Here is a 22,506-nt window from a genome sequence, read left to right as displayed (position 1 = left end):
TCACTTTTTTAAGCCGACCGCCCGTGAAGGGCCCGACCGAGAAGGAGGCGTGGACGCGATGAGCGCCGACACCCCCCGCCTGCGCCCGCCCCGGCACCGCGTGGACAGACGTGCCGTGTGGTGGTGGACCACCCGGTCCCTGACCGTGGCCGTCCTGCTCACCGCCGCCCCCCTGGTGCCCGCGGTCTTCTGGGAGCCGCCGCGGACCTGGTTCCTGCTCGCCGCCGCCGTCATCGGCGGTGTCGGGCTGTTCGTCACGGTGGTCATGCCGCAGTGGCGCTACCGGGTGCACCGCTGGGAGGTGACCGACACCGCCGTCTACACCTCCAGCGGGTGGCTGTGGCAGGAGTGGCGCGTGGCGCCGATGTCGCGCATCCAGACCGTGGACACCGCGCGCGGACCGCTGCAGCGGGCGTTCGGGCTGTCCAGCGTCACCGTCACCACCGCCTCCGCGGCCGGCCCGATCGAGATCGCCGGGCTCGACCGCGCACTGGCCACGCGGGTGGCCGACCAGCTCACCGACACCACCCAGGCGACCCCGGGAGACGCGACATGACCTCGCCGGACGAGCACCCCCGTACCGACGGAGCACCGGCTGAGGCCTCCCCCGGCCTCCGGGACCGGACCGGCGCCTCCCCCGCCGCGGAAGCCCCCGCCGCCCCCGGGGAGGGAGGCGCCGCCGACTGGCAGCGGCTGCACCCGCTCAGTGTGTGGGCCAGCGCCGTCGTGGTGGCGGTCTTCGTGGTCCCCAGCGCCATCGTGGGCACCGTGGTGCTGGTCGTGGCGGGCCAGCCCCTGTGGGCCCTGGCCCCGGTCCCGGGCTCACTGGCCTTCCTCGCCCTCACGACCTACCTCGACCTGTTGCGCCTGCGCGCGGTCCGCTACCGGGTCACCGCCGAGCGGATGGAGATGAGGTCGGGCATCATCGCCAAGGCCTACCGCTCCATCCCCCGCGAGCGCGTGCGCAGCGTGGACGTGGCGGCACCGGTCTACGTGCGGGTCTTCGGCCTGTGCTCGGTCACCGTCGGCACCGGGGAGAAGGTGGGCGCCGGTTCCTACCAGCTCCAGCTGCTCTACGTCACCGCCGAACAGGGCGAGTGGCTGCGCCGCGACCTGCTCTACCGGGGCGCCGCCCGCACCGCCGGGGCCTCCTCGGCGGACGGGGAGGAGGCGCGGGAGCCCGGGGAGACGGAGCTGGCCTCCCTCGACCCCCGCTGGTTCGCCTACGCCCCCGCGACCACCGCCACGCTGGGCGTGGGCCTGGGCGCCATCGCCGCGCTGGTGGGCATGAACGCCCAGACCGGCGGCGTGGGCTGGGACTGGATCTCCGACCAGATCGCCCTGCCCACCGCGGAAGAGGTGTCCGCCTTCCTCATGGCACGCCTGCTGCTCGTGGTGCCCTTGGGTCTGTTGGGCCTGCTGATCTCAGGTGTGGTCGTGCTGACCGCCGTGGCGGTGGAGACCTGGTGGAACTACCGGCTCACCAGGGAGGCGGACGGAACCGTGCGGCTGCGCCGGGGGCTGCTGACCAGCGTGTCGCTGTCGGTCGAGGGGCGCCGCCTCAACGGCGTCACCCTGCACGAGCCGTTCGTGCTGCGCTCGGTGGGCGGGGCGGACGTGCGCGCGGTGGCCACCGGGCTGGCCGCCGGGGACGCCAAGAAGACCACGGCCAAGAGCCGCCTGTCCCCCGCCATGCCGCGGGAGCGGGCCCGCAGACTGGCCGCGGACCTGATGCGGGCCCCGGACTCCCCCCTGGACGCGGCCCTGGCGGCGCACCCCCGGGCGGCGCTGCGCCGCCGCTTCACCCGCGCCGTGGTGGTCTCCGTGCTGGGCGCCGTGCTGGCCGGGGCACTGGCCTGGCTGCACACCCTGGCCACCGCCGCCTGGTGGGAGGTCGTGCACCGGGTGGAACGGGAGATCATCCCCGTGCCGCTGGCCTCGACCGCGGTGGAGGCCACCCCGAGCTGGGGGTGGGCGACGCTCGCGGTGGGAATCACGGCCGCGGCGTTCTGGTACGCGGTGGGCTCCTACCGGGGTCTGGGCCACGGACTGCACCCGAGCTACCTGGTGGTGCGCAAGGGGATGGCCGTGCGCGACACCGTGACCCTGGAGCGGTCGGCGGTGATCGGCTGGCGGATCACCCGCTCCCCGTTCCAGCGCAGGCTCGGCCTGGCGGACGTGGCGGCCACGACGGCCGCGGGCCAGGGGATGTACGCGGCCTCGGACGTGGGGCTGGAGCAGGGCCTGGAGTGGGCGGACCGGGCCGTGCCGGGGCTGCTGGAGCCCTTCCTGGTCCGTCCGGGGAGCGACGCGGAGGAGGGGGCCGGAGTCCGGGGGGGACGGGGGACGGGGCGGCGGTGAGCCGCCGTCGGGGCCGTGACCGCGGCGGGCTCCCGGGGCCCGGGAACACCGGGCCTGTGCCCCCGGTTCGACGGATCCGCCGGTGCCCGCCCGGGAGCGGGTACCGGCGGCGGTCAGGGCCGCTCGGGAACCGTGTTGCGCAGGGGCTCGCCGTTGACCCGCAGGCCGCTGGTGTGGGTGAGCGCCATCTCCAGCAGCGGGTAGACCTCGAACACCCGCCCCATGGCCAGTGCTTCGAGTACGCGCGCGGCGATGGACGAGGGCTCGGCCAGGACCACGTGCCGGCCCTGGCGGGTCAGCTCCCGGTAGACCTCGATCAGGGCGCGGACCCCGCTGGCGTCGAAGAAGTCGAGACCGGACATGTCCACCACCAGGCAGTCGCAGCGCGAGGCGTGCGCCGCGCGGAGGAGGTGGTCGCGCATCCGGTCCGCGGTGGCGAGGTCGACCTCTCCGTGGACGGGTACGACCGTCACCCCCGTACAGGGGAAACGCTCCTGAGCAGAGAACCGGGCATCCTGCGCCACTCGGGCCACCTCTCACCGGTCGTAATCTTTCCACTACGCAACCGCGTACGAGATCGTAGCCTCTACAGAGAGGCCGTGGGAGGCTTTTCGTGAAAAAAACCGACGAGTTTTCCCGATGCGACCGGAACGGCGGGACCGCGCCGCCCTCAGGGGCGGCGGAGCACCGCTCGGCCGGCACCGGGCCCCGTGCTCGTCTCTCGGACACTCCCGAAGCCGCCCCTCACCGTGCCCGGCGGACCCGGGTGCGGTAGAAGCGGTACAGGCGACACCGCGCGCCCGCCCTCCGCGGGCCGGCGGTCCGAGCTCCAGGACGTCCAGAGAAGGGAGGGAGCGGCGGCCCCGTCCCGCCCCACGGCCGGGACACCCTCCGCCGCGCACCCCATGACCGAAACCGCCGACACCCAGCCCGGCTGGTTCTCCGCCGAGGAACTGGAGAGCATCCGCGGCCGTATGCCCGTCCTCTACGTCCAGGCGGTACCCGTGCGGGTGGACGACGTGGGCCAGGTGACCCACGTCGGCCTGCTCATGCGGGCCACCCCCGACGGCAGCTTCCACCGCTCGGTGGTCTCGGGCCGGGTGCTCTACCACGAGAGGGTGCGCGACGCCCTGCTGCGCCACCTGGAGAAGGACCTGGGCCCGGTGGCCCTGCCGCGGGTGCCCACCGCACCGCAGCCCTTCATGGTCGCCGAGTACTTCCCCACCCCGGGCGTCACCCCGTTCCACGACTCGCGCCAGCACGCCGTGGCGATGGCCTACATCGTCCCGGTCTCGGGGGACTGCCAGCCGCGCCAGGACGCGCTGGACCTGGTGTGGTTCACCCCCGAGGAGGCGGTGAGCCCGCAGATGCGCGAGGAGATGACGGGAGGACAGGACGTGCTGATCCGGCAGGCGCTGGCCCACGTGGGCCAGGCCCCCTGAGGCACCCCGGTGCCGTGGCCGGGGGCGGTTCCCCTCCGGCCGCGGCCCCTCCTCCGGCCCCTCCCCGGTGGAACCGGCGGCCCCCGGCACGTAGGCTCGTCCCCATGCCCGACCTTGTCGCCGACGCCGTCGCGCTGGCCCGGGAGGCCGCGGCCGGCGGAACCCGCCGCGCCGTGCTCGGCCTGGCCGGAGCCCCCGGCGCGGGGAAGTCCACGCTGGCCCGCCACCTGGTGGCCGGGGTCGACCGCGCCCTGGGCCCGGACACCGCCGGATACCTGCCCATGGACGGCTTCCACCTGTCCAACGCCCAGCTCGACCGGCTGGGGCGGCGCGACCGCAAGGGCGCCCCGGACACCTTCGACGCCCACGGGTACGTGGCCCTGGTGCGCCGCCTGCTGACCGAGACCGACCACCCCGTCTACGTCCCCGACTACGACCGCCGCCTGCACGAACCCGTCGCCGCGCGGCACGTGGTCACCCCGCGCACCCGCCTGGTGGTCACCGAGGGCAACTACCTGGCCGGTGACGAGGAGCCCTGGGCCCGGCTGCGCGGGCTGTTCACGCAGCTGTGGTACGTGGAGGCCGACGACGAGGTGCGCGAGCGCCGCCTGCGCGAGCGGCAGCGCGCGGGCGGGTTGGACGAGGAGGCCGCCCGCGCGTGGGTGGAGCGCAGCGACCGCCCCAACGGTGAACTGGTCAAGCGCTCCCGGAACAACTGCACGCGCGTGGTGCGCCCGGCGGACCTGCCGCCGGGCTGAGGGGCCGCACCTCCGGAGGGGTTCAGACTCCGGCGGGGACCCCCTCCCGCCGGCGGTCGAAGCGCCGGGCCGCACCGCGCACCAGGGACAGGTACAGATCGGCTTGGCCGTGGCCGCCACCGCGCAGCCCCCCGTAGGCGGAGGCCACGATCCGTTGCTTGTACAGAGCGGCCGCGCGCCCGGTCAGGACGAGGCGGCGAGGGCTGTCGTCGGCGCGGACGAACTGGATGAGGCCGTCCCGGCGGCCCAGGCTGACGCACTGGAACAGGTAGCCGAACGGGGCGGTTTCGGGTGCGCGCCCGGCCAGGCGGGCGGCGATCGCGTCGGCGGCGGCCCAGCCCATGGGCATGCCCATCGCGCACGACATCCGCAGCTCCCCTCCGCCCGCCCCGCGTGCGTGGGCGGCGTCGCCGACCACGTAGACGTCGGGGTGGGAGACCGAGCGCTGGGTGGCGTCGACCAGGGCCCGTCCGTTCCCGTCCACGGCGAGCCCGGAGGCGGCCGCCAGGGGTGAGGGCGCGAAACCGGCGTTCCACACCACCAGGTCGGCGGGTACGTGGGCGCCGTCCTCCAGGGTCAGCCCGTCGGCCGCCACCGCGGCCACGGCGGTCTCCTCGCGCAGCGCCACACCGAGGCGGTGCAGTGCGCGGCGCACGTGCGCCCGCCCCCGGGGGTCGGCCGCGGCGGCCACCCGGCCCCGGGTGAGCAGTTCGACCCGTGTGCCGGGGTGGCTCTCGGCGAGTTCGGCGGCCACCTCCAGGCCGGTGAACCCGCCGCCGACCACGGCCACCCGGGCGGGGCGCTCCTCGGCCAGGCGCCGGGCGAGCGCGCGGGCCCGGTCGAGCCCGTCCACGGAGGCGGCGTGCTCATCCGCCCCCGGCACCCCGCCGTCGGCGGCCCCGCTGCCGGTGGCCAGGACGAGCGTGTCGTAGGAGACCACGCGCGGCACCCCGTCCGCGCGGAGGGAGACGGTCCGGGCGCCGGTGTCCAGTTCCTCCACCCAGCCCAGGAGGAGGCGCACGCCCTCGCCGAGGGAGTCGGCCAGCGGGTACACGCCCACGTTCTGTCCGGCGGCGACCTGGTGCAGGCGGACGCGTTCTACGAAGTCGGGTGCGGCGTTGACGAGGGTGACCCGGGCGTCGAGCCGGTCGCGGCGGACGCGGTGGGCGGCGCGCCGGGCGGCGGCGAGTCCCGCGTATCCGGCGCCGAGGACGACGATGTCGTGTGCCATGGGTGGGCTCCTCCCGAGGGGGTGCGGACCTTCACGGCACAGACGAGGGGGCGGGCCCCGGGCGTGACACGCCCGCCTGTGACGTGTCCCACTTCGTGGGACGGAGGTGCCGGTCGACCGCGGGAGTCCCCGGGGAAGGCACGGCTTCTGCGGCCCCTTCCCACAGCTGGGCGCGCCGATCGGCCTCTTCCTGGCCAACGGCGTGTTCCCGGTCCTGAGCCGGACCATGGGCGACGCGACCTTCCTGGCCCGGGGCTGGCGGGTACCGTTCCTCCCCTCCACCCTGCTGATCGCGGCGGGCCCGTGGGGGCGCCTGACCCCGCACGAGACCCCCGCCGAGGTCGCCGCCTCGGGAGAGCGGGCCAAGGCGCCCATGGTGGAGGTGTTCCGCACCGACCGGCCCGCCGTGCTCCTGGGCACGCTGATCATGCTCGCCACCTACGTGCTGCTCTACCTGATGCCGGTGTTCTCCCCGGGCTTCGGCACGGACGCCGAAACCGGCCTGGGCTACTAGCGCTCACAGTTCCTGGTGTCCCTGCTGGTGGGTGTGGTGTTCTTCGGCCTGTTCACCCCGGTCGCGGGCCTGCTGGGCGCCTCCTTCGCCCCCTACATCGCGACCTGGCTGGCCGGGACCTTCGGCCTGGCCTGGGTCGGCGGCTACCTGGTGCTGGTCGGTGCGATCACCCTGGGGGCGCTGCTGGTCAGCCGGGAGACGCGCGACGACTCCCCGGACCGGACGCCGGTGCGGGTGACCGGCCGGAAGAGCCACCGGTGCGGGGGAGGGACCCGGCTCCCGGGAACGCCTCCATGCCGGGCGGCGGGCTGGCGGACCTCCCCGGCCACCGGACCGGCTCCGTGGACGCGCGGGCCGTCCGGTGCCGGGGCACCGGACGGGTCCGCTGCCTCCAGTTCCCGGCTGGACCCGCCGCACGGCTGGCCTGGGGAAGGCCGTTCGACGGACACCCGGGAAGGCCGTGCGCGGAGGACGGAAACACCGCCCCCGCATTTCCGTACCACGGAAACAATGTTTCTTTCCTTGCGGCGCACGCGTGTCATTCTCTCGGCACCGAACGAGAAACGGAGTACCCCGCGACACGGCGGCGGGGCAACGAATCCACCCCGAAAGGCACCCTGTCGGACAAAGACTCGGTCACGCGGTCGAATCCGGACCGGGATCCCGCGGGACAACGCCTCCCGGGAGGCGTTCCGGGCCCCGCGGACGCGCCGACCGGACCGGCGCGGTCCCGATCGCCCACGCCACCGCTCTTGGGACCGGACGGACCGGGCCTTTTCCGACCCTCCGCCCCGGAATCCGGCACTGGGTAAAGCACGAAATCCCCGCAGCCGTACCCCCTGCCGAATAATGGTCCCATCACCCCTCCAATCACCTCTCTGGCGGCTCTCACCGGTGGCGTTTCGCCGCACATAAAGCCGGGAATGTGACGATTCGCACCATTTATTGGTGAATGCCCCATTTCAGAAGTCCGCGGTCGAACGCGCCCGTGCGCACGACCGCGCGGGGCCCCATCACCTACCTGGGAGGGCACATGAACCTGACCCGCACCGCGACCACCACCGCCGCGGCCCTGGCCTGCGGCACCGCACTCGCCCTGGGCGCGGCCGGCCCGGCCCTGGCCGAGGACCCGGTCCCGTCCCCGCCGCCGGACGTGGACTGCGGCGAGATCTCCGAACGCGACTTCGAGGTCAGCCCGGGCGACCCGCACCGCTTCGACGCTGACGGCGACGGCATCGGCTGCGAGGCGTGGGTGGACTTCGAGCCCACCGACGACGAGGACCCCGACCCCTCACCGGACGAGGACAACGGTGACGGAAGCACCGCGGAGGACGGGGACGGCCAGGCGCCGGTCGGCGGTGTCGACACCGGTGGCGGCGGCACGGCCGACGGGGACGCGAACGGCTGGCTCCTCGGCGCCGGAGGCGCCCTCGTCGCGCTCGCGGCGGGCGGGCTCGTCCTCACCCGGAAGCTCCGCCACGACAGCTAGTGGGCCGGCACTCCCGGCCCCAGCCAGCGGGCCGAGACCCCCGGACCCGCCGCCGCGGCAGCACCACCGCCGCGGCGGCCTCGGCCGTGTGCACCGTCATCGGCATCGTGCTCCTGGCGCTGGGGACGCCGGAACGGTACGGCCCTCCCCCGCCCTCCGACACGGTCAGCACACCCCGGACGCCGCCTCCGGACGCCCCCGCCGGCTCCGAACGGACTCCCCCGCTCCCGCGCTCGGCGCCGACCGCCCTGAACATCCCGGCGATCGGTCTGCGCACCGCGCACCTCGTCGGCCTCGGCCTGACCCCCGACCGCCGCCTCGAAGCCCCCCGGGAGTGGGAGGCGGTCGGGTGGTACACCCTGGGCGCGGCTCCCGGGCAGGTGGGGCCCGCCGTCCTGGCCGGGCACCTGGACTCCCCGGACGGACCCGCCGTCTTCCACCGTCTGGGCGAACTGCGCGACGGGGACGCGGTCTCGGTCGAGCGCGCCGACGGCTCCGTGGCCAGGTTCACCGTCTACGCGGTCGAACAGCACGCCAAGGACGACTTCCCCACCCAGGAGGTCTACGGGGCCACCAGCCGGCCCGAGCTACGACTCATCACCTGCGGCGGCGCCTTCGACGCCGCCACCGGGCACTACACGGACAACGTGGTCGTGCGCGCCCGGCTCACGGCCCCGTCCGCTTCCCCGGGGTCCCCGGCAGAGCGGTGGTGAGCGGCGGGGCGGCCCCGCGCCCGCGTTCGCTCCGGGACGTGAGACCCGCTAGAATTCGAAAACGATTATCTTTTCCATGTTATCCGAGCCCTGGAGTCCGAGGAGAGGAGGACCGCGGTGGCCGACCACGACGACCCCTACGCCCGCTCCGGGCAGTTCGTCGACATCATGATCGCCGGGTGGTGGGAGCACTTCGGGGAGGCCGGCACCGAGGCGGTACGCCGGATGCCCGCGGACCAGGGCCCCTCCTGGACGCGGGGGCGGGCGGCGGCTCGGGCACCCTGCTGATGGCCCGCGCCCTGCCCGGGGCCCGGATCCTGGCCGTCGAGCCCTCCCCCCTGCTGCGAACGGTCCCGCTCTCCCGCGTGGCCGCCGACGGGGACCTGCGCGAGCGGGTCACGGTGGACGGCGACGACCTGCTCTCCGCCCGCCTCCCCGAACGCCTGGGCGGTGTTCTGATGGCCAACCTCATCGGCCACTTCAGCCCCGCCGAACGCGACCGCCCCTGGTCCGACCTGGCCCGGCGCCTGGTCCCGGGCGGCTCCGCCCTGGTCAACCTGGCCCCGCCGGTGGAGCCAGCGCGCGTGGAGCGCTCCCGGATGAGCGAGGTCCGCGTGGGCGAGCGCGCCTACGTCGGCTGGGCGGAGGCCGAGCCCGCCGGACCCCGGAGCGTCACCTGGAGCATGACCTACGAGGTCCACGAGGGGGATCCGCCTCCTCAGCCGCGACGAGGTCGACTACGACTGGTGGACGGTCTCGGAGGAGGGCCTGCGCGCGGAGACCGCGCCCCACGGGTTCGGCGTCCTCGCCTGCGGCCCCGCCGAGGCGGGCCTGTACCGGGTCGTCCGGGAGGGGCGGGCATGAGCGGCACGCTTCCGGTGACCGTCCTGTCGGGCTTCCTCGGCGCGGGCAAGACCACCCTGCTCAACCACGTACTGGGCAACCTGGACGGCGTCCGGGGGGCGGTCATCGTGAACGACATGAGCGAGGTCAACATCGACGCCGACCTGGTCCGGGGCGAGGGGCACCTGTCGCGGACCGACGAGCGCCTGGTGGAGATGACCAACGGCTGCATCTGCTGCACCCTGCGCGACGACCTGCTGGAGGGGGTCGCCCGGCTGGCCGCCCAGGGGCGGTTCGACTACCTGCTCATCGAGTCCAGCGGCATCTCCGAGCCCATGCCGGTGGCCGCCACCTCCGCCGTACCCGGCGAGGACGGCCGCCCGCTCCTGGAGGGGGCGCACCTGGACACGATGGTGTCCGTGGTCGGCGCCGCCGCGTTCCTGACCGAGCTGAACAGCGGGGACGACCTGGTCCAGCGGGGCCTCGACGCCTACGAGGACGACGAGCGCACCGTCAGCGACCTGCTCGTCGACCAGGTGGAGTTCGCCGACGTCCTGCTCGTCAACAAGGTGGACCTGGTGACGGAGGAGGAGGCCGACCGGGTCGAGGCCGCCGTGCGCAGACTCAACCCGCTGGCGCGGGTGCTGCGGATCGAGCACGGCCGGGTGGACCCCCGCGAACTGGTCGGCGCGGGCCTGTTCGACATGGAGCGGGCCGGACAGGCGCCGGGGTGGGCGGCCGAGCTCAACGGTGACCACGTGCCCGAGACCGAGGAGTACGGGATCTCCAGCCTGGTGTTCCGGGCGGACCGACCCTTCCCCCCGGACGCCTGTGGGACCTGGTCACCGTAGGCCTGGAGTCGGGGCGCTTCGGCACCGTGCTGCGGGTCAAGGGCTTCTTCTGGCTGGCGACCCGGCCCCGGATCACGGGGCTGTGGTCCCAGGCGGGCCCGGTGGCGCGCTTCGGGCCGTCGGGGGTGTGGGATCCCGCCGACGGGCCGTCGGTGGGCTACTCCCCCGAGGACCTGGCGGGCGACGAGCCCATGGAGCCGCGCCAGGGGCTGGTGTTCATCGGCACCGCCCTGGAGCGCGGGGAGCTGGAGGCGGCGCTGCGCGCCTGCCTGCTGACCGGCGCGGAGGCGGCCGCCGACGGGGAGGCCCTGCCCGACCCGTTCCCGGAGTACGCGGACAGGACGCGCACAGCCACGAGCACGCCCACGCCTGAACGGAGCGGACTCCCGGCCGGGTGGCGCGGCCGCTCGGCCGGGGCGGGAGCCGGGGAGGTGTCAGGAGCAGCCGGGGCAGAGGCCCGACAGCTCGAAGGAGTAGTCCAGCTCGCCGAAGCCCGTGTCCTGGCCGATGCGCTCGGCGACCTCGGACAGCTCCTCGACCCGCGCGATGTCCTCCACCCGTCCGCAGGCCCGGCAGAGCAGGTGGTGGTGGCGTGAGGAGGTTCCGCACAGCCGGTACAGGCGCTCTCCCCCGGGTGACTGGAGGGTGTCGAGGACGCCGTCCTGGGCCAGCCGGTACAGCGTGCGGTAGACGGTGGACAGGCTCGGTGGCCTGCGGCCCCGGGGGCGCCGTTCGGCCAGGCGGACGTGGATCTCCTGGCAGCCGCGGAAACGCGTGCTCTGGCCGAGGAGCCCGAGGATGTCGTCGTCGTACTGGGACATCCGGGGCATCAGGGATCCGCCCGGCGCTTCGTTCCGGCCGGGACCGCGAGGGCCCGGTACCGGAGCCAACCCGCAGACACGTGTGGCCTCCTGTGACGCGCGACGCCAGGGTGCGAAAATGATTTTCATGAACATAGCACGCCCATGACCCGTTTCGTGGCACGAACCCCTACGGGGCAGCGCTTCCCGCGCTCGGAAGCCGTCCCGGGAACACCGTCGGACGCTAGGCTCGGAGGGCGCCCCCTACCCCTCCAGGAGCCCCGTGTACGACGTCGCCCTCAAGCTCGGTGTGGCCGTGGTCAAGGCCGCGTGCGGCATCTGGTTGCAGAACCCGTTGGCTGAGGACGCCGCCACCACCGTGGTGGACATCGTCCAGGAGAAGGTCACCGGCAGGCGCGACCAGCGACGGTTGGAGCGCCGCTTCGCCGAGATCGAGGAGAGCATCGCCGAGCGGGTGCTCGGCTACCTCGACCACGAGTTCCGGGGCATGCCGGACAACGAGCGCGAGGCCGCCGTACTGGCGGTGGCCGACTCCTTCGAACGGGCCGGACTGACCGACCGGGTCCTCTTCGAGCAGGACCTGGACCCGCTGTACCTGGAGCGGTACGTGCGGCGCAAGCACCCGCACGCCACCCGGTACCTGAGCGACCAGGGCACCTCCCTCTACGACCGGGTGCTGCCCGAGGCCTGCGCCTACGTGCTCGCCACCCTGACCACCCTGCCGCGCTTCCAGGCGGGGACGCTCACCGAACTGCTGCGCCGCGAGTCGCTGGTGCTGGAGCACCTGGAGGAGGTCCTGGACCGCCTCCCCGAGCCCGTGGCGGGCGGGGCGGAGGATCCGGAGGCGGCCTTCGCCACGGCCTACCGGCGCAAGGCCGCCGAGCGCTGGGACGTGCTGGAGCTGTTCGGCACCGACGCCCACACGCGGCGCTACCCGCTCACCCTGGCCTACCTGAGCCTGCGGGTGTCCCAGGACGAGCAGGAGGAGCGGTTCCGCTCCGGCTTCCTGTACGAAAACGGCGAGCAGCGGGTGGAGCGGGTACTGGCCGCCCACCCGCGCACGTTCCTGCGCGGTCCGGCCGGGAGCGGCAAGACCACCCTGATGCGCTGGGTCGGCGTGCGCGCCAGCCGGGGCGACTTCCCCGAGGAGATGGCCTCGTGGAACGGACTGGTCCCCTTCCTGGTCCCGCTGCGCCAGTACGTCGACCGCGCGCTGCCCGAACCGGAGGAGTTCGTCCGCCACACCGGCCGCCACCTCGCCGACCAGGCGCCCCGGGGGTGGGTGGCGCGGGTGCTGGCCGAGGGGCGCGCGGTGGTGCTGGTGGACGGGGTGGACGAACTCCCGCAGGGACAGCGCGAGGCGGCCAGGCGCTGGCTGCGCGACCTGCTCTCGGACTTCCCCGACTGCCGGTACGTGGTCACCACCCGGCCGGGGGCCGCGAGTGAGACGTGGCTGGACGCGGACGGTTTCGCCACCGCCGAACTCCAGCCGCTGCGGGACGAGGACGTGCGCGCCTTCATCCGCCACTGGCACGGCGCGGTGCGCAGCGAGACCGCCGACGAGGCCGAGCGCGAGCTGCTGTCCCGGTACGAGGAGGAGCTCACCCGCAAGGTCACGGCCCAGCGCCACCTGCGCGCCATCGCCGCCACGCCCCTGCTGTGCGCGCTGCTGTGCGCCCTGTACCGGGACCAGCACACGGCCCTGCCCCGGGACCGGATGGAGGTCTACGAGGCGGCGCTGGCCATGCTGCTCAAGGACCGCGACCAGCAGCGGGGGATCGTCGGGGGCGTGGACCTGTCCCGGAAGGAACTGGTGCTGCTGTTGCAGGAGCTGGCCCGGTGGCTGGTGGTCAACGGCAAGTCGGACGCCCCGGCGGGCACCGCCCGGCGCCGGGTCGGCCGGATCCTGGCGTCCATGCACCGGGTGGAGGAGCCGGAGGAGGAGGTCTACACCCACCTGGTGGTGCGCAGCGGGCTGCTGCACACCCCGGCGGTGGACCGGGTGAGCTTCCTGCACCGCACCTTCGAGGAGTACCTGGCGGCCAAGGCCCTGGTGGAGGAGGACAGCTTCCCGTTCCTCGTGGCCAACGCCCACGACGACCAGTGGCACGAGGTGGTGGTGATGGCCGCGGGCCACGCCACCCCGGCCCAGCGAGAGGAGCTGATCCGGGGGCTGCTGGAGCGGTCCGGTCAGGTCAGGAGGCACCGGGACCGGTTGCTGCTGGTGGCCTTCGCCTGCCTGGAGACCTCGCCGCAGCTGTCCGGGGCGCTGCGCGAGGAGATCCGGACGCGGGTGCGGGAGATCCTGCCGCCGCGCACCAAGGCGCACGTGCACGCGCTCTCCCTGGTGGGGGAGTTCGCGCTGCCGCTGCTGGCCGAGCACCCGCCGACCAACGCCCGGGAGGCGGAGAGGGTCGTCGAGGTCGCCGCCGCGGTGGGAGGGCCGCAGGCGGTGCCGACCATCGAGAGGGCGCTCGCCTTCCCCACCCGCAGAGTCTTCGCCGCTGCGCAGCGAGCTTGGTGGAAGGACCAGGGCGAGGACCTCGCCCGGGTGTTCCTCCCGGTGGCCGCGGAGCGGTACGTCGACCACTACCTGCCGGTCCCGGCTGACAGGGTCGACCTCCACCTGCGGTACATGCCCGACAATCCGCGTGTGTGTTTGGAGGGCCGAGACGGCGACGAGATTCAGGATGCCACCAAGCTCCCCCACACCACCCGACTCCAGTTGAGGAACCGCGACTACCACGCGTGGCATGGAATCGACCTGGGACCGGTCGGGGAACTGCCTCACCTCACCGAATTCGAGATCTACGGCAACGCCTTCACCGAGTCGGTCGCACCCCTGGGTGATACTCACGTGCAGAAGGTGTCCTTGAGCCACCCCGACCAGACCCGGGACCTGCACCTGCTCAGGGACTTCGCCCGGTTGTCGGACCTGGAGTTCACCGGAACCCTTCCCCCGCTCCCGTTGGAAGAGGTGTGCCCACCCCCCTTGGAGGCCCTCACGTACCGGAGTGTGCGGATGGCCGACCTGTCCAGCCTGGCCGAGGTCCCCGACAGCCTCCGAAGGCTCTGGATCGTCTTCTGTCACGGCCTCCGGAGCCTGGCGGGCTTGGAGGGGCACCGGGAGACGCTCACGCGCCTCACCTACCTCGTCCTGGACGAGCACTCGACCATGGACCTGGCGATCCTGCGCGGCTTCGAGAGACTCTCGCTGCTGCGCCTCGACCTACGCGTCGCCTCGGCGAATGCCCGGTGGATCAGCAGGATTCCCCGGCTGAGGTCTCTCGGCCTGGTTTTCAGCCGGTCCGACAGGGACGCCTCCGTACCCTCGTGGATCCGGGAGCTGCCGCATCTGGAGGAACTCGGCCTCTTCGGCTCCGGCCCCTTCGACCTGCGCCCCCTCGCCGGAGCACGCGATCTCACGGTGGGGGTCCCCAGTGGTAGGAGGGTCACCGGTGCGGAACTCCTCGGAGAGGGGTGCCGGGTCCGCCGGGGCTTCCGGGGAAGCCCCTTCCTCTGGTGAGCGCCGCGGGACCGACTCTCCGGCACGCGTGACCAGCCGCTCTGTTTGGGTGCGGCCTCCCGCCGGGTAGGCGAGGTACGAAGACCTCCGCCGTCCCGCGGCAGCGGCGGCCGGGCCGCGTCCTCGGACCCGCCGCCGGAGGGGGCGGTGGGCCACGGACACGGGGGCATTCTTCTCTGGGGGCTTGTCATGGCTGGAACAGAGGGCACCGACCCGGCGGGACGGCAGCCGGTGTCGGTCACGGAACCGACGGCACCGCCCGAGCAGCGCGAGGCGGCCGACGAGTACGCGGGCACCAGGAGCCTCGCCGAGGAGCAGGAGCTCATGGAGGGGGCCGACATCATCGAGGGCGACCCCAACGCCAGGCTCACCGTCCTGGAACGCCAGACCTGCCTCAACCTGCTGGCCGCCCTCGACATCGGCCGGGTGGCCTTCACCATCACCGGCGACGCGGCTCCGACGGTGCTGCCGGTGAACTACTCGGTGGTCGACGGGAACATCGTGTTCCGCTCCACCCTGGCCGGGGACATCATGCGCCACTCGCGCGGCTACGCCTCCTTCCAGGTGGACAGCTTCGACCACGAGCGCCGCGAGGGCTGGAGCGTGCTGGCCAGCGGCCGGTGCGAGTGGATCCACGACCACGACGAACTGGCCCGCATCCCGCAGGGCCGCCTGCCCCAGCCCTGGGCCGAGGGCGCGCGCGACCAGGTCCTGCGGATCACCCCGGGCAGGCTGAGCGGACGCCGGATCAGCAGGAACTGACCGCCGGGCGGTCCGGTCCGAACCGGACCGTGGACCGGACCGCCCGCCCCACGCGCCACACCTTCTGTCACCGAATGTTCGGTTCGCGCCTTCGCGGGGTAGCGACCCCGTCATGGGAACGCAAAGGCCGTCTCATCCCCGGTGTGTACACGCCCCCCGCGTACCGCCCGCGGGCACGATCGTCCCGTGTGCCAGCCCCGGACCAGCGACAGCCACGACCGCCCCACCCGCTCCCGCGCCGTCTCCCCGCCCCGGACGCCCGTGACCGCACCATCCTGGAACCGCGTACTGATCAACGGCGGCGCCGCCGTCACCGCCGTGCTCTGCACCCTCTCGGGGGCTCCCCTGACCGGGCTGGGCGTCCTGCCCGCCGTCGCCGCCGCCCTGCCGCCCGCCGCCGGTCCCGAGGCCCCCCGGGACGCCCGGGACCCGCTCGCCCTGGAGGTCCTGTCCTCGCGGCCCGACACCGTCATGGGCGGCACCGTCCTGGTCCGGGTGACCCCGCCCGCGTCCCTGCCCGTCGACCGCGTCCGATTGGAGGCGGGCGGGAGGGACGTCACCGGTTCCCTGCGCCCCGTGCGGCTGGACGAGGGCGGCTCGGCCCTGGAGGGCCTGGTCACAGGCCTGCCCGAGGGCAGGAGCGACCTGGTCGCCTCCGTCGGGGAACCTCCGGGCGGCGGCGGGGGGAGGAGCCGGACCGCCGACGCTCCAGCGCCCGAGCCCGTGCGGGTCCCGGTGACCAGCCACCCGCCGACCGGACCGGTGTTCTCCGGTCCGCACGAGGAGCCCTTCGTCTGCGGCACCGACCGCTTCCCCCTGCACGGCGGGGGGACACTGGGGCCGCCGCTGGACGAGGACTGCTCCGCCGAGACGGTCGTACGGCACATGTACCGCACCGAGGGGGGCGACTGGGAACCGGTGCCCGACCCCGGACGGGTTCCGCGGGACGCCGCCACGACCACCACCTCCACCGGCGCGCGGGTGCCCTACACCGTGCGGGTGGAGACCGGCACGGTGAACCGGTCGGTCTACGAGACGGCCGTGCTGTACACCCCCGGCCTCCCCGAACCCGACCCGTGGAGCCCGCCCGAGGGGTGGAACCGCCGCCTGGTGTACAAGTTCGGCGGCGGCTGTCCCGGGGGCTGGTACACCCAGGGCAGCAGGACCGCCGGGGTGCTGGACCACGGGATGCTCTCCCGGGGGTACGCCGTGGCCTCGGCCTCCCTCAACGTGTTCGGCAACAACTGCAACGACCTGCTGGCCGCCGAGACCACGGCCGCGGTCAAGCAGCGCTTCTCCCTCACCCACGGCGCCCCCGACCTGGCCCTGGGGTGGGGTTCCTCCGGCGGCGCCTACCAGGCCCACCAGATCGCCGACAACCAGCCCGGACTGCTCGACGGCGTCCTGGTCTCCCAGGCCTTCCCCGACGTGGCCTTCTCCGTGGTGCCCGCGGTGACCGACGCCCTGCTGCTGCGCGAGTACACCCGGGCGCACCCCGGGGCGCTCAGCCGCGAGGAGCAGCGGGCGGTGTCGGGGTTCCTGCTCCGGGAGAGCATCGACCGCCTGGCCGACCAGGCGGCCCGGGTCGATCCGACCGGCACGTGCCCGTCCCGGCTGCCGGAGGAGGAGCGCTACCACCCCGAGGACAACCCCGGGGGTGCCCGCTGCGAGATCTACGCGCACACCCGCAACGTGTACGGCACCGACCCCGCCACCGGGCTGCCCCGGCGCCCCCTGGACAACGTCGGCGTCCAGTACGGGCTGGGCGCCCTGCTGGAGGGGCGGATCGACGCGGACCAGTTCCTGCACCTGAACGAGCACATCGGCGGCCTGGACGCGGACGGCCGGGTGACGGAGCGGCGCACGGTGGCCGACCTGCGGGCCACCGTGGCCGCCTACCGCAGCGGTCGTCTGCTCAGCGGGGGCGGCGGCCTGGCCGACATCCCGGTGGTGGACTACCGCGCCTACGAGGACGACGCCGAGGGCGGCGACCTCCACATGCGGTACCACTCCTTCTCGGTGCGCGAGCGGCTGCGGTCGGCCAACGGCACCGCCGACAACCACGTCATGCTCGTGGAGGCGCGGGGCCGGGGCGGGTTCTCCGCCGCCGCCCCGGTGGCCGGACGGGCCCTGGCCGAACTCGACGCCTGGGCCACCGACGTCAGCCGGGCCCGGCGGGCCGATCCCGGACGGGCCGCCATCGACCACGTCCGCGCCGCGCGCCCGGAGTGGCTGGCCGACTCGTGCTGGGTGGGCTCCCCGGCCCCGCAGCGGGTGGTCACCGAGCAGCGGCCGCTGACCGGGGGCGACCGGTGCTCGGACGCCTACCCCGTGCACACCTCGCCGCGGATCGTGGCCGGGGCCCCGCTGGCCTCGGACGTCGTCAAGTGCCGCCTGACCCCCTTCGACGCCGACGCGCACCCGGCCGACTTCACCGAGGAGCAGGCCGAGCGGGCCGCCGAGGTGTTCTCGGAGGGCGTGTGCGACTGGTCGGTGCCGGGTGTGGGCCAGCAGGGACTCGCCGGCACCTGGCTGCGTTTTTGACCCGCGAACCCGGTGCCCGCCGGCCGGGCGGGGCCCGGGTGCCGACGCTCCGTCCGCGTCCCGCGGCGCGGACGGACGCGCGCCGTGTCCGCGACACGGGTGCGGGCGCTCCCCCAGAGACGTTCCGTGACCTAGGGTGTCCGGTCGAGGACGTATCGGCGGCGCCCCCTCGCAGAGGCCGTCCGTACGCCCGGGAACACCAGCGCCCGCCACGGACGAACGGAGGCCCCCCATGACCCGGCCACGGGAACAGGACGCACCCGAGGTCCCCGCGACGCCAGGCGCGCCCAGACCGAAGGGGCGGGTCCTCACCTCCTGGCTGTCCTCGACCGACCACAAGGTGGTGGGCTACCTCTACATCATCACCGCCTTCGGCTTCTTCCTGGCCGCCGGGGTCATGGCGATGCTCATGCGCGCCGAGCTGTTCTGGCCCGGGATGCAGGCCATGTCGAACGAGACCTACAACCAGCTGTTCACCATGCACGGCACGGTGATGATGCTGCTGTTCGCCACGCCCCTGTTCGTGGGCTTCGGCAACGTGGTCGTGCCGCTGCAGATCGGTGCGCCGGACGTGGCCTTCCCCCGCATGAACATGCTCGGCTACTGGCTCTTCCTGTTCGGCGGCCTCACGGTGATGGCCGGTTTCCTCACCCACAACGGCGCTGCGAGCTTCGGCTGGTTCGCCTACGTCCCGCTGTCGAACGAGGTGCGATCGCCGGGGCTGGGCGGCGACCTGTGGCTGATGGGACTGATCGTGTCCGGGTTGGGCACGATCCTGGGCTCGGTCAACTTCATCACCACGATCACCGTCATGCGCGCTCCGGGGATGAGCATGTTCCGGATGCCGATCTTCACGTGGAACATCCTGCTCACCTCGGTGCTGGTGCTGCTGGCCTTCCCCGTGCTCACCGGTGCGCTGGTCGCGCTGGGCGCCGACCGGATGGTGGGCACCCACGTGTTCGACGCGGAGCACGGCGGCGCGATCCTGTGGCAGCACCTGTTCTGGTTCTTCGGCCATCCCGAGGTCTACATCGTGGCGCTGCCGTTCTTCGGCATCGTCACCGAGGTGATCCCGGTCTTCTCCCGCAAGCCGCTGTTCGGCTACAAGGGCATGGTGGCGGCGACCATCGCCATCACCGGCCTGTCCATGATGGTGTGGGCCCACCACATGTTCGCCACCGGCGCGGTGCTGCTGCCGTTCTTCTCCTTCATGAGCTTCCTCATCGCGGTGCCCACCGGGATCAAGTTCTTCAACTGGATCGGGACGATGTGGCGGGGCCAGCTCGTCTTCCCCAGTCCGATGCTGTTCGCCGTCGGCTTCCTGGTGACCTTCCTCTTCGGCGGGCTCACCGGGGTGCTGCTGGCGTCACCGCCCCTGGACTTCCACGTCACCGACACCTACTTCGTGGTGGGGCACTTCCACTACGTGCTGTTCGGCACCGTGGTCTTCGCGATGTTCGCGGGCTTCTACTTCTGGTGGCCCAAGTTCACCGGGCGCTTCCTCAACGAGACGCTCGGCAAGTGGCACTTCTGGACCCTGTTCTTCAGCTTCCACCTGACCTTCGGCATCCAGCACCACCTGGGGGCGCAGGGGATGCCGCGACGCTACGCCGACTACCTGCCCACCGACGGGTTCACCTGGATGAACGCCCTGTCCAGCGTCGGGTCGTTCGTCCTGGGCGCCTCGACCCTGATCTTCCTCTACAACGTGTGGCACTCCGCCCAGTACGCGGACCGGGTGGAGGGCGACGACCCGTGGGGGTACGGCGCCTCCCTGGAGTGGGCGACCAGCTGTCCGCCGCCCCGGCACAACTTCGCGTCGCTGCCGCGCATCCGGTCCGAGCGCCCGGCCTTCCACCTGCACCACTCCGAGGGCCGCTCCCGGTAGGCGGGTCCTACTCGGCGAGCCGATGCAGCAGGAACACGCCGGAGTAGTGCGGCCGGTCCGCGCGCTGATCCTCGGTGACCACGTACTCGTCCAGGACCGCGAGGATGCGGCGGTCCAGCTCGGCGACGTCCTCGTCGGACAGGTGCAGGGCGAAGCGGGTGTAGGCGCGCACCGACTCCAGTCCGGCCTCGCCCAGCTCCTGCAGGAAGGCCTCCACGGGTGCCGCGGCCGCCTCGGGGCCGGCCGCGGCGTCGGAGTTGTCCAGCCACCAGCTCTCCCCGGTGGCGCGGTAGGGCTTCTCCAGGGCGCCGCTGGCGCCGGTGCGCACCGGCGCGGGGACCAGCAGCCCCGCCTCCACCAACTGGCGGACGTGGTACAGGACCGTGCCCGGGGTGGTCTCCAGGCGGTCGGCGAGCTCCTTGTTGGTCAGTTCCCGGGTCAGGCAGAGCCGCAGGATGCGCACCCGCAGGGGGTGCGCCAGGGCCTTGGCCTCCCGGACCGTGGCCGGACGTCGTACGCGCGGGCGGGGGGCGGCCCCGCTGCCTTCCGGTTCACCCATACTGGCCAGCGTAACAACGATCGATTTTCCGCGATCGATTGAGAATCCTCAATCGATCTGTCATTCTCGACCCATGACCGACGACACCCCCCTGCGCCCCGGTCCGCCCCCGACTCCGCCCCGTGCCCTGGGCGCCCCCTTCTGGAACCTGTGGACCTCCTCGGCCCTGTCCAACCTCGCCGACGGCGTCCTCAAGCTGGCGCTGCCGCTGGCCGCGCTGCGCCTGACCGACTCCCCGCTGCTCATCGCGGGCGTGACGCTGTCCCTGACCCTGCCCTGGCTGTTCTTCTCCCTCCCTGCGGGGGCCCTCGCCGACCGGCTCGACCGCCGCCGGGTGATGCTCGGCGCCAACACCGTCCGCGGGCTCCTGCTCGCCGCCCTGGGCCTGGCCCTGGCGCTGGACGCGGGGTCGATCTGGCTGCTGTACGCGGTGGCGCTGGGCATCGGGGTGGCCGAGACGCTCTACGACACCTCCGCCCAGTCGATCCTGCCCCGGGTGGTCGGGCGCGACCGGCTCGCCCGGGCCAACGGGCGGCTGCACGCCGCCGAACTGACCGCCCAGCAGTTCCTCGGCCCTCCCCTGGGCGGTCTGCTGGTGGCCCTGGGGGCGGCGGTGTCGTTCGCCGCACCGGCGGCCCTGTGGCTGGTCGCGATGGGCGCGCTGCTGCTCGTGCGCGGCCGGTTCCGCACACCGGAACGGGCGCCCGCCACCCTGCGCGCCGACATCGCCGAGGGGATGCGCTTCCTGTGGCGCCACCCCGTCCTGCGCTCGTTCGCGGTCATGGTGGGGGTGTGCAACTTCTGCACCAACGCGGCCTTCACCGTCCTCGTGCTCTTCGCCGTGGGCCCCGGCTCGCCGATGGGCCTGTCCGAGCCCGCCTACGGCCTGCTGCTGACCGCCGTGGCCGCGGGCAGTGTGAGCGGCGCACTGGTGGCCGGGCGCGTGGTGGCGCTGCTGGGCCGGGCCTGGGCACTGCGGGCCAGCGTGCCCTGCTTCGCGATGATCGTCGGCCTTCCGGCGGTGACCGCCGAACCCGCCCTGGTGGCGGCGGGCTTCTTCACGGGCGGGTTCGGCATGGCGGTGTGGAACGTCGTCACCGTGTCGCTGCGCCAGAGCATCACCCCCGACGCGCTGCTGGGCCGGGTCAACAGCGGGTACCGCCTGCTGGCCTGGGGCACCATGCCGCTGGGCGCGGCCGCGGGCGGACTCGTCGCCGAGCTCCTCGGCCTGCGGGCGGTGTTCGCGGGCGCGGGGCTGCTGTGCCTGGCCCTGCTCGCGGGACTGGTCCGGATGGGCGACGCCCGCCTGGCGGCGGTCGAACGGGGACAGGCGCGCCGGGAACGGGGCCCGCGCGAAAAACGGTGGACTCCCCCGTCCGGCGCCGTGGAGGATGGGTCACCATGACCCCACCCGACGAAGAGGTGCTGGAGGGCGGCAACGTCGCCGACCAGGTGGTGCGCGCGGGCCGGACCGTGCGCAAGCCCTGGCGGCCCTCCTCCGGCTCGGTGGCCGCTCTGCTCCGGTACCTGCGCGACCACGGTTACGCGTACGCGCCCGACGCCTTCGGCCGGGACGGGCGGGGCCGCCAGGTGCTCGGGTACGCGCCCGGCACGGTGGCCGACCGCATGGACCCGCTGACCCCCCGCGAGCTGCACCGGCTGGGCGCGGCCGTGCGCCGCCTGCACGACCTGACCGCCGCCTACCGCCCGGACCGCGAACCGGTGTGGGAGGTGGCCGTCCCGCACGAGCGCGAGGAGCTGGTCTGCCACAACGACCTCGCGCCGTGGAACCTGGTGCGCGACGGCGACACGTGGACGTTCATCGACTGGGACGGCGCGGGGCCGGGCACCCGCATGGGCGACCTGGGGTACGCGGCGCACGGGTTCGTGCCGCTGCACGCGGGCGGCGACCCCGAGCGGGACGCGCCGAGGCTGCGGGCCCTGGCCGACGGCTACGGGTGCGACCGGGCGCAGCGGCGCGAACTGCCCGACGCCGTCCTGCGACGGGTGCGCGGGATGTACGACCTGCTGGTGGAGGGGGCGCGCACCGGACGCCAGCCGTGGGCTCGGCTGCACGCGCAGGGCCACGCCGACCACTGGGGGCCCGCCGCGGAGTACGTGGCGCGCCACCGGCGGGTGTGGCTGGCGGCGCTCCTGGCACCCTAGCGCGCGGGCTTCCCCTCCTGCCCGAGGGCGGGAGGGCC

The 22,506-nt window shown here is 73.7% G+C and carries 20 protein-coding genes and 1 pseudogene; 16 read left to right on the top strand and 5 right to left on the bottom strand.

Annotated features, from left to right (window positions below; all coding sequences use genetic code 11):
* Nucleotides 1-58: 58 nt before the first annotated feature.
* On the top strand, nucleotides 59-556 hold the full coding sequence (locus FYW95_RS08880; protein WP_159943240.1) for a PH domain-containing protein: 498 nt from the start codon (nucleotides 59-61) through the stop codon (nucleotides 554-556).
* The gene (locus FYW95_RS08875; RefSeq protein WP_160050256.1) at nucleotides 553-2,361 is read left to right on the top strand and encodes a PH domain-containing protein; all 1,809 of its coding nucleotides are present in this window, start codon (nucleotides 553-555) and stop codon (nucleotides 2,359-2,361) included. Before FYW95_RS08880 ends, FYW95_RS08875 begins: the two co-directional genes overlap by 4 nt.
* 113 nt (nucleotides 2,362-2,474) lie before the next feature.
* Here the strand turns inward: FYW95_RS08875 and FYW95_RS08870 are convergent, their stop codons facing one another.
* Nucleotides 2,475-2,834, bottom strand: a complete 360-nt coding sequence (locus FYW95_RS08870) for an STAS domain-containing protein (protein ID WP_159943242.1) — start codon at nucleotides 2,832-2,834, stop codon at nucleotides 2,475-2,477.
* Nucleotides 2,835-3,266: 432 nt separating this feature from the next.
* On the opposite strand from FYW95_RS08870, the gene FYW95_RS08865 reads away from it, so the two are divergent.
* Both FYW95_RS08865 and FYW95_RS08860 read left to right on the top strand, forming a co-directional pair.
* Entirely contained in the window at nucleotides 3,267-3,803 is a 537-nt protein-coding gene (locus FYW95_RS08865) for an NUDIX hydrolase family protein (RefSeq protein WP_160050255.1), read from the top strand.
* A 104-nt stretch (nucleotides 3,804-3,907) separates the two neighbouring features.
* Complete coding sequence (locus FYW95_RS08860) at nucleotides 3,908-4,561, top strand: nucleoside/nucleotide kinase family protein (RefSeq protein WP_159943244.1); 654 nt, start codon at nucleotides 3,908-3,910, stop codon at nucleotides 4,559-4,561.
* A gap of 22 nt (nucleotides 4,562-4,583) precedes the next feature.
* Here the strand turns inward: FYW95_RS08860 and FYW95_RS08855 are convergent, their stop codons facing one another.
* Nucleotides 4,584-5,792, bottom strand: a complete 1,209-nt coding sequence (locus FYW95_RS08855; protein WP_159943245.1) for an NAD(P)/FAD-dependent oxidoreductase — start codon at nucleotides 5,790-5,792, stop codon at nucleotides 4,584-4,586.
* A gap of 106 nt (nucleotides 5,793-5,898) precedes the next feature.
* On the opposite strand from FYW95_RS08855, the gene FYW95_RS28865 reads away from it, so the two are divergent.
* The 6 genes and pseudogenes from FYW95_RS28865 to FYW95_RS28100 form a co-directional block, all read left to right on the top strand.
* Nucleotides 5,899-6,306: an MFS transporter gene (locus FYW95_RS28865; protein WP_370462979.1), complete on the top strand. Its 408-nt coding sequence runs from the start codon at nucleotides 5,899-5,901 to the stop codon at nucleotides 6,304-6,306.
* Between the two features lie 988 nt (nucleotides 6,307-7,294).
* Nucleotides 7,295-7,795 carry a hypothetical protein gene (locus FYW95_RS08845; protein ID WP_159943246.1) on the top strand — a complete coding sequence of 167 codons (501 nt, stop codon included), beginning with the start codon at nucleotides 7,295-7,297 and terminating at the stop codon, nucleotides 7,793-7,795.
* Nucleotides 7,796-7,881: 86 nt separating this feature from the next.
* Nucleotides 7,882-8,508 (top strand): class F sortase, encoded by a 627-nt coding sequence (locus tag FYW95_RS08840; RefSeq protein WP_159943247.1) that lies wholly within the window; start codon nucleotides 7,882-7,884, stop codon nucleotides 8,506-8,508.
* Nucleotides 8,509-8,625: 117 nt separating this feature from the next.
* Nucleotides 8,626-8,796 (top strand): hypothetical protein, encoded by a 171-nt coding sequence (locus tag FYW95_RS28110; protein WP_236567846.1) that lies wholly within the window; start codon nucleotides 8,626-8,628, stop codon nucleotides 8,794-8,796.
* A complete protein-coding gene (locus tag FYW95_RS28105) occupies nucleotides 8,796-10,202 on the top strand; it encodes a GTP-binding protein (RefSeq protein ID WP_236567847.1) in 1,407 nt (468 codons plus the stop codon). Before FYW95_RS28110 ends, FYW95_RS28105 begins: the two co-directional genes overlap by 1 nt.
* A gap of 26 nt (nucleotides 10,203-10,228) precedes the next feature.
* Nucleotides 10,229-10,414: pseudogene (locus FYW95_RS28100) on the top strand (GTP-binding protein); the annotation flags it as partial.
* Here the strand turns inward: FYW95_RS28100 and FYW95_RS28095 are convergent.
* Both FYW95_RS28095 and FYW95_RS08825 read right to left on the bottom strand, forming a co-directional pair.
* Complete coding sequence (locus FYW95_RS28095; protein WP_236572159.1) at nucleotides 10,360-10,563, bottom strand: hypothetical protein; 204 nt, start codon at nucleotides 10,561-10,563, stop codon at nucleotides 10,360-10,362. The pseudogene FYW95_RS28100 and the gene FYW95_RS28095 overlap by 55 nt on opposite strands.
* A 73-nt stretch (nucleotides 10,564-10,636) precedes the next feature.
* On the bottom strand, nucleotides 10,637-11,023 hold the full coding sequence (locus FYW95_RS08825; protein ID WP_236567848.1) for a Fur family transcriptional regulator: 387 nt from the start codon (nucleotides 11,021-11,023) through the stop codon (nucleotides 10,637-10,639).
* 262 nt (nucleotides 11,024-11,285) lie between these two features.
* Between FYW95_RS08825 and FYW95_RS08820 the strand changes: the two genes are divergently transcribed.
* The 4 genes from FYW95_RS08820 to ctaD all read left to right on the top strand — a co-directional run bounded on the left by FYW95_RS08820 (nucleotide 11,286) and on the right by ctaD (nucleotide 19,743).
* The gene (locus FYW95_RS08820) at nucleotides 11,286-14,549 is read left to right on the top strand and encodes an NACHT domain-containing protein (protein ID WP_160050254.1); all 3,264 of its coding nucleotides are present in this window, start codon (nucleotides 11,286-11,288) and stop codon (nucleotides 14,547-14,549) included.
* Nucleotides 14,550-14,738: 189 nt separating this feature from the next.
* Nucleotides 14,739-15,311: a pyridoxamine 5'-phosphate oxidase family protein gene (locus FYW95_RS08815; protein ID WP_160050253.1), complete on the top strand. Its 573-nt coding sequence runs from the start codon at nucleotides 14,739-14,741 to the stop codon at nucleotides 15,309-15,311.
* Between the two features lie 186 nt (nucleotides 15,312-15,497).
* Nucleotides 15,498-17,855 carry a DUF6351 family protein gene (locus FYW95_RS08810; RefSeq protein WP_236567849.1) on the top strand — a complete coding sequence of 786 codons (2,358 nt, stop codon included), beginning with the start codon at nucleotides 15,498-15,500 and terminating at the stop codon, nucleotides 17,853-17,855.
* 232 nt (nucleotides 17,856-18,087) lie between these two features.
* Entirely contained in the window at nucleotides 18,088-19,743 is a 1,656-nt protein-coding gene (ctaD, locus tag FYW95_RS08805) for an aa3-type cytochrome oxidase subunit I (RefSeq protein ID WP_159943251.1), read from the top strand.
* A 7-nt stretch (nucleotides 19,744-19,750) separates the two neighbouring features.
* Here the strand turns inward: ctaD and FYW95_RS08800 are convergent, their stop codons facing one another.
* Nucleotides 19,751-20,302: an ArsR/SmtB family transcription factor gene (locus tag FYW95_RS08800; RefSeq protein WP_159943252.1), complete on the bottom strand. Its 552-nt coding sequence runs from the start codon at nucleotides 20,300-20,302 to the stop codon at nucleotides 19,751-19,753.
* 73 nt (nucleotides 20,303-20,375) lie between these two features.
* Between FYW95_RS08800 and FYW95_RS08795 the strand changes: the two genes are divergently transcribed.
* Both FYW95_RS08795 and FYW95_RS08790 read left to right on the top strand, forming a co-directional pair.
* Entirely contained in the window at nucleotides 20,376-21,707 is a 1,332-nt protein-coding gene (locus FYW95_RS08795; RefSeq protein ID WP_201294772.1) for an MFS transporter, read from the top strand.
* The gene (locus tag FYW95_RS08790; RefSeq protein ID WP_159943253.1) at nucleotides 21,704-22,468 is read left to right on the top strand and encodes a phosphotransferase; all 765 of its coding nucleotides are present in this window, start codon (nucleotides 21,704-21,706) and stop codon (nucleotides 22,466-22,468) included. The genes FYW95_RS08795 and FYW95_RS08790 overlap by 4 nt, the downstream gene beginning before the upstream one ends.
* Nucleotides 22,469-22,506: the final 38 nt, after the last annotated feature.

Origin of the sequence: Nocardiopsis sp. FR4, assembly GCF_009830945.1 — a bacterium.
In the GTDB taxonomy this organism is placed as follows: domain Bacteria; phylum Actinomycetota; class Actinomycetes; order Streptosporangiales; family Streptosporangiaceae; genus Nocardiopsis.
This window is presented reverse-complemented; position numbering and strand designations above follow the sequence as displayed.

Bases quoted from the DNA above. Each gene is read 5' to 3' on its own strand.
- FYW95_RS08790 (WP_159943253.1), top strand. From the start codon at position 21,704: ATGACCCCACCCGACGAAGAGGTGCTGGAGGGCGGCAACGTCGCCGAC.
- FYW95_RS08865 (WP_160050255.1), top strand. From the start codon at position 3,267: ATGACCGAAACCGCCGACACCCAGCCCGGCTGGTTCTCCGCCGAGGAA.
- FYW95_RS08815 (WP_160050253.1), top strand. From the start codon at position 14,739: ATGGCTGGAACAGAGGGCACCGACCCGGCGGGACGGCAGCCGGTGTCG.
- FYW95_RS08800 (WP_159943252.1), bottom strand. From the start codon at position 20,302: ATGGGTGAACCGGAAGGCAGCGGGGCCGCCCCCCGCCCGCGCGTACGA.
- ctaD (WP_159943251.1), top strand. From the start codon at position 18,088: ATGACCCGGCCACGGGAACAGGACGCACCCGAGGTCCCCGCGACGCCA.
- FYW95_RS28105 (WP_236567847.1), top strand. From the start codon at position 8,796: ATGGCCCGCGCCCTGCCCGGGGCCCGGATCCTGGCCGTCGAGCCCTCC.
- FYW95_RS08825 (WP_236567848.1), bottom strand. From the start codon at position 11,023: ATGTCCCAGTACGACGACGACATCCTCGGGCTCCTCGGCCAGAGCACG.
- FYW95_RS08855 (WP_159943245.1), bottom strand. From the start codon at position 5,792: ATGGCACACGACATCGTCGTCCTCGGCGCCGGATACGCGGGACTCGCC.
- FYW95_RS08880 (WP_159943240.1), top strand. From the start codon at position 59: ATGAGCGCCGACACCCCCCGCCTGCGCCCGCCCCGGCACCGCGTGGAC.
- FYW95_RS08795 (WP_201294772.1), top strand. From the start codon at position 20,376: ATGACCGACGACACCCCCCTGCGCCCCGGTCCGCCCCCGACTCCGCCC.
- FYW95_RS08875 (WP_160050256.1), top strand. From the start codon at position 553: ATGACCTCGCCGGACGAGCACCCCCGTACCGACGGAGCACCGGCTGAG.
- FYW95_RS08860 (WP_159943244.1), top strand. From the start codon at position 3,908: ATGCCCGACCTTGTCGCCGACGCCGTCGCGCTGGCCCGGGAGGCCGCG.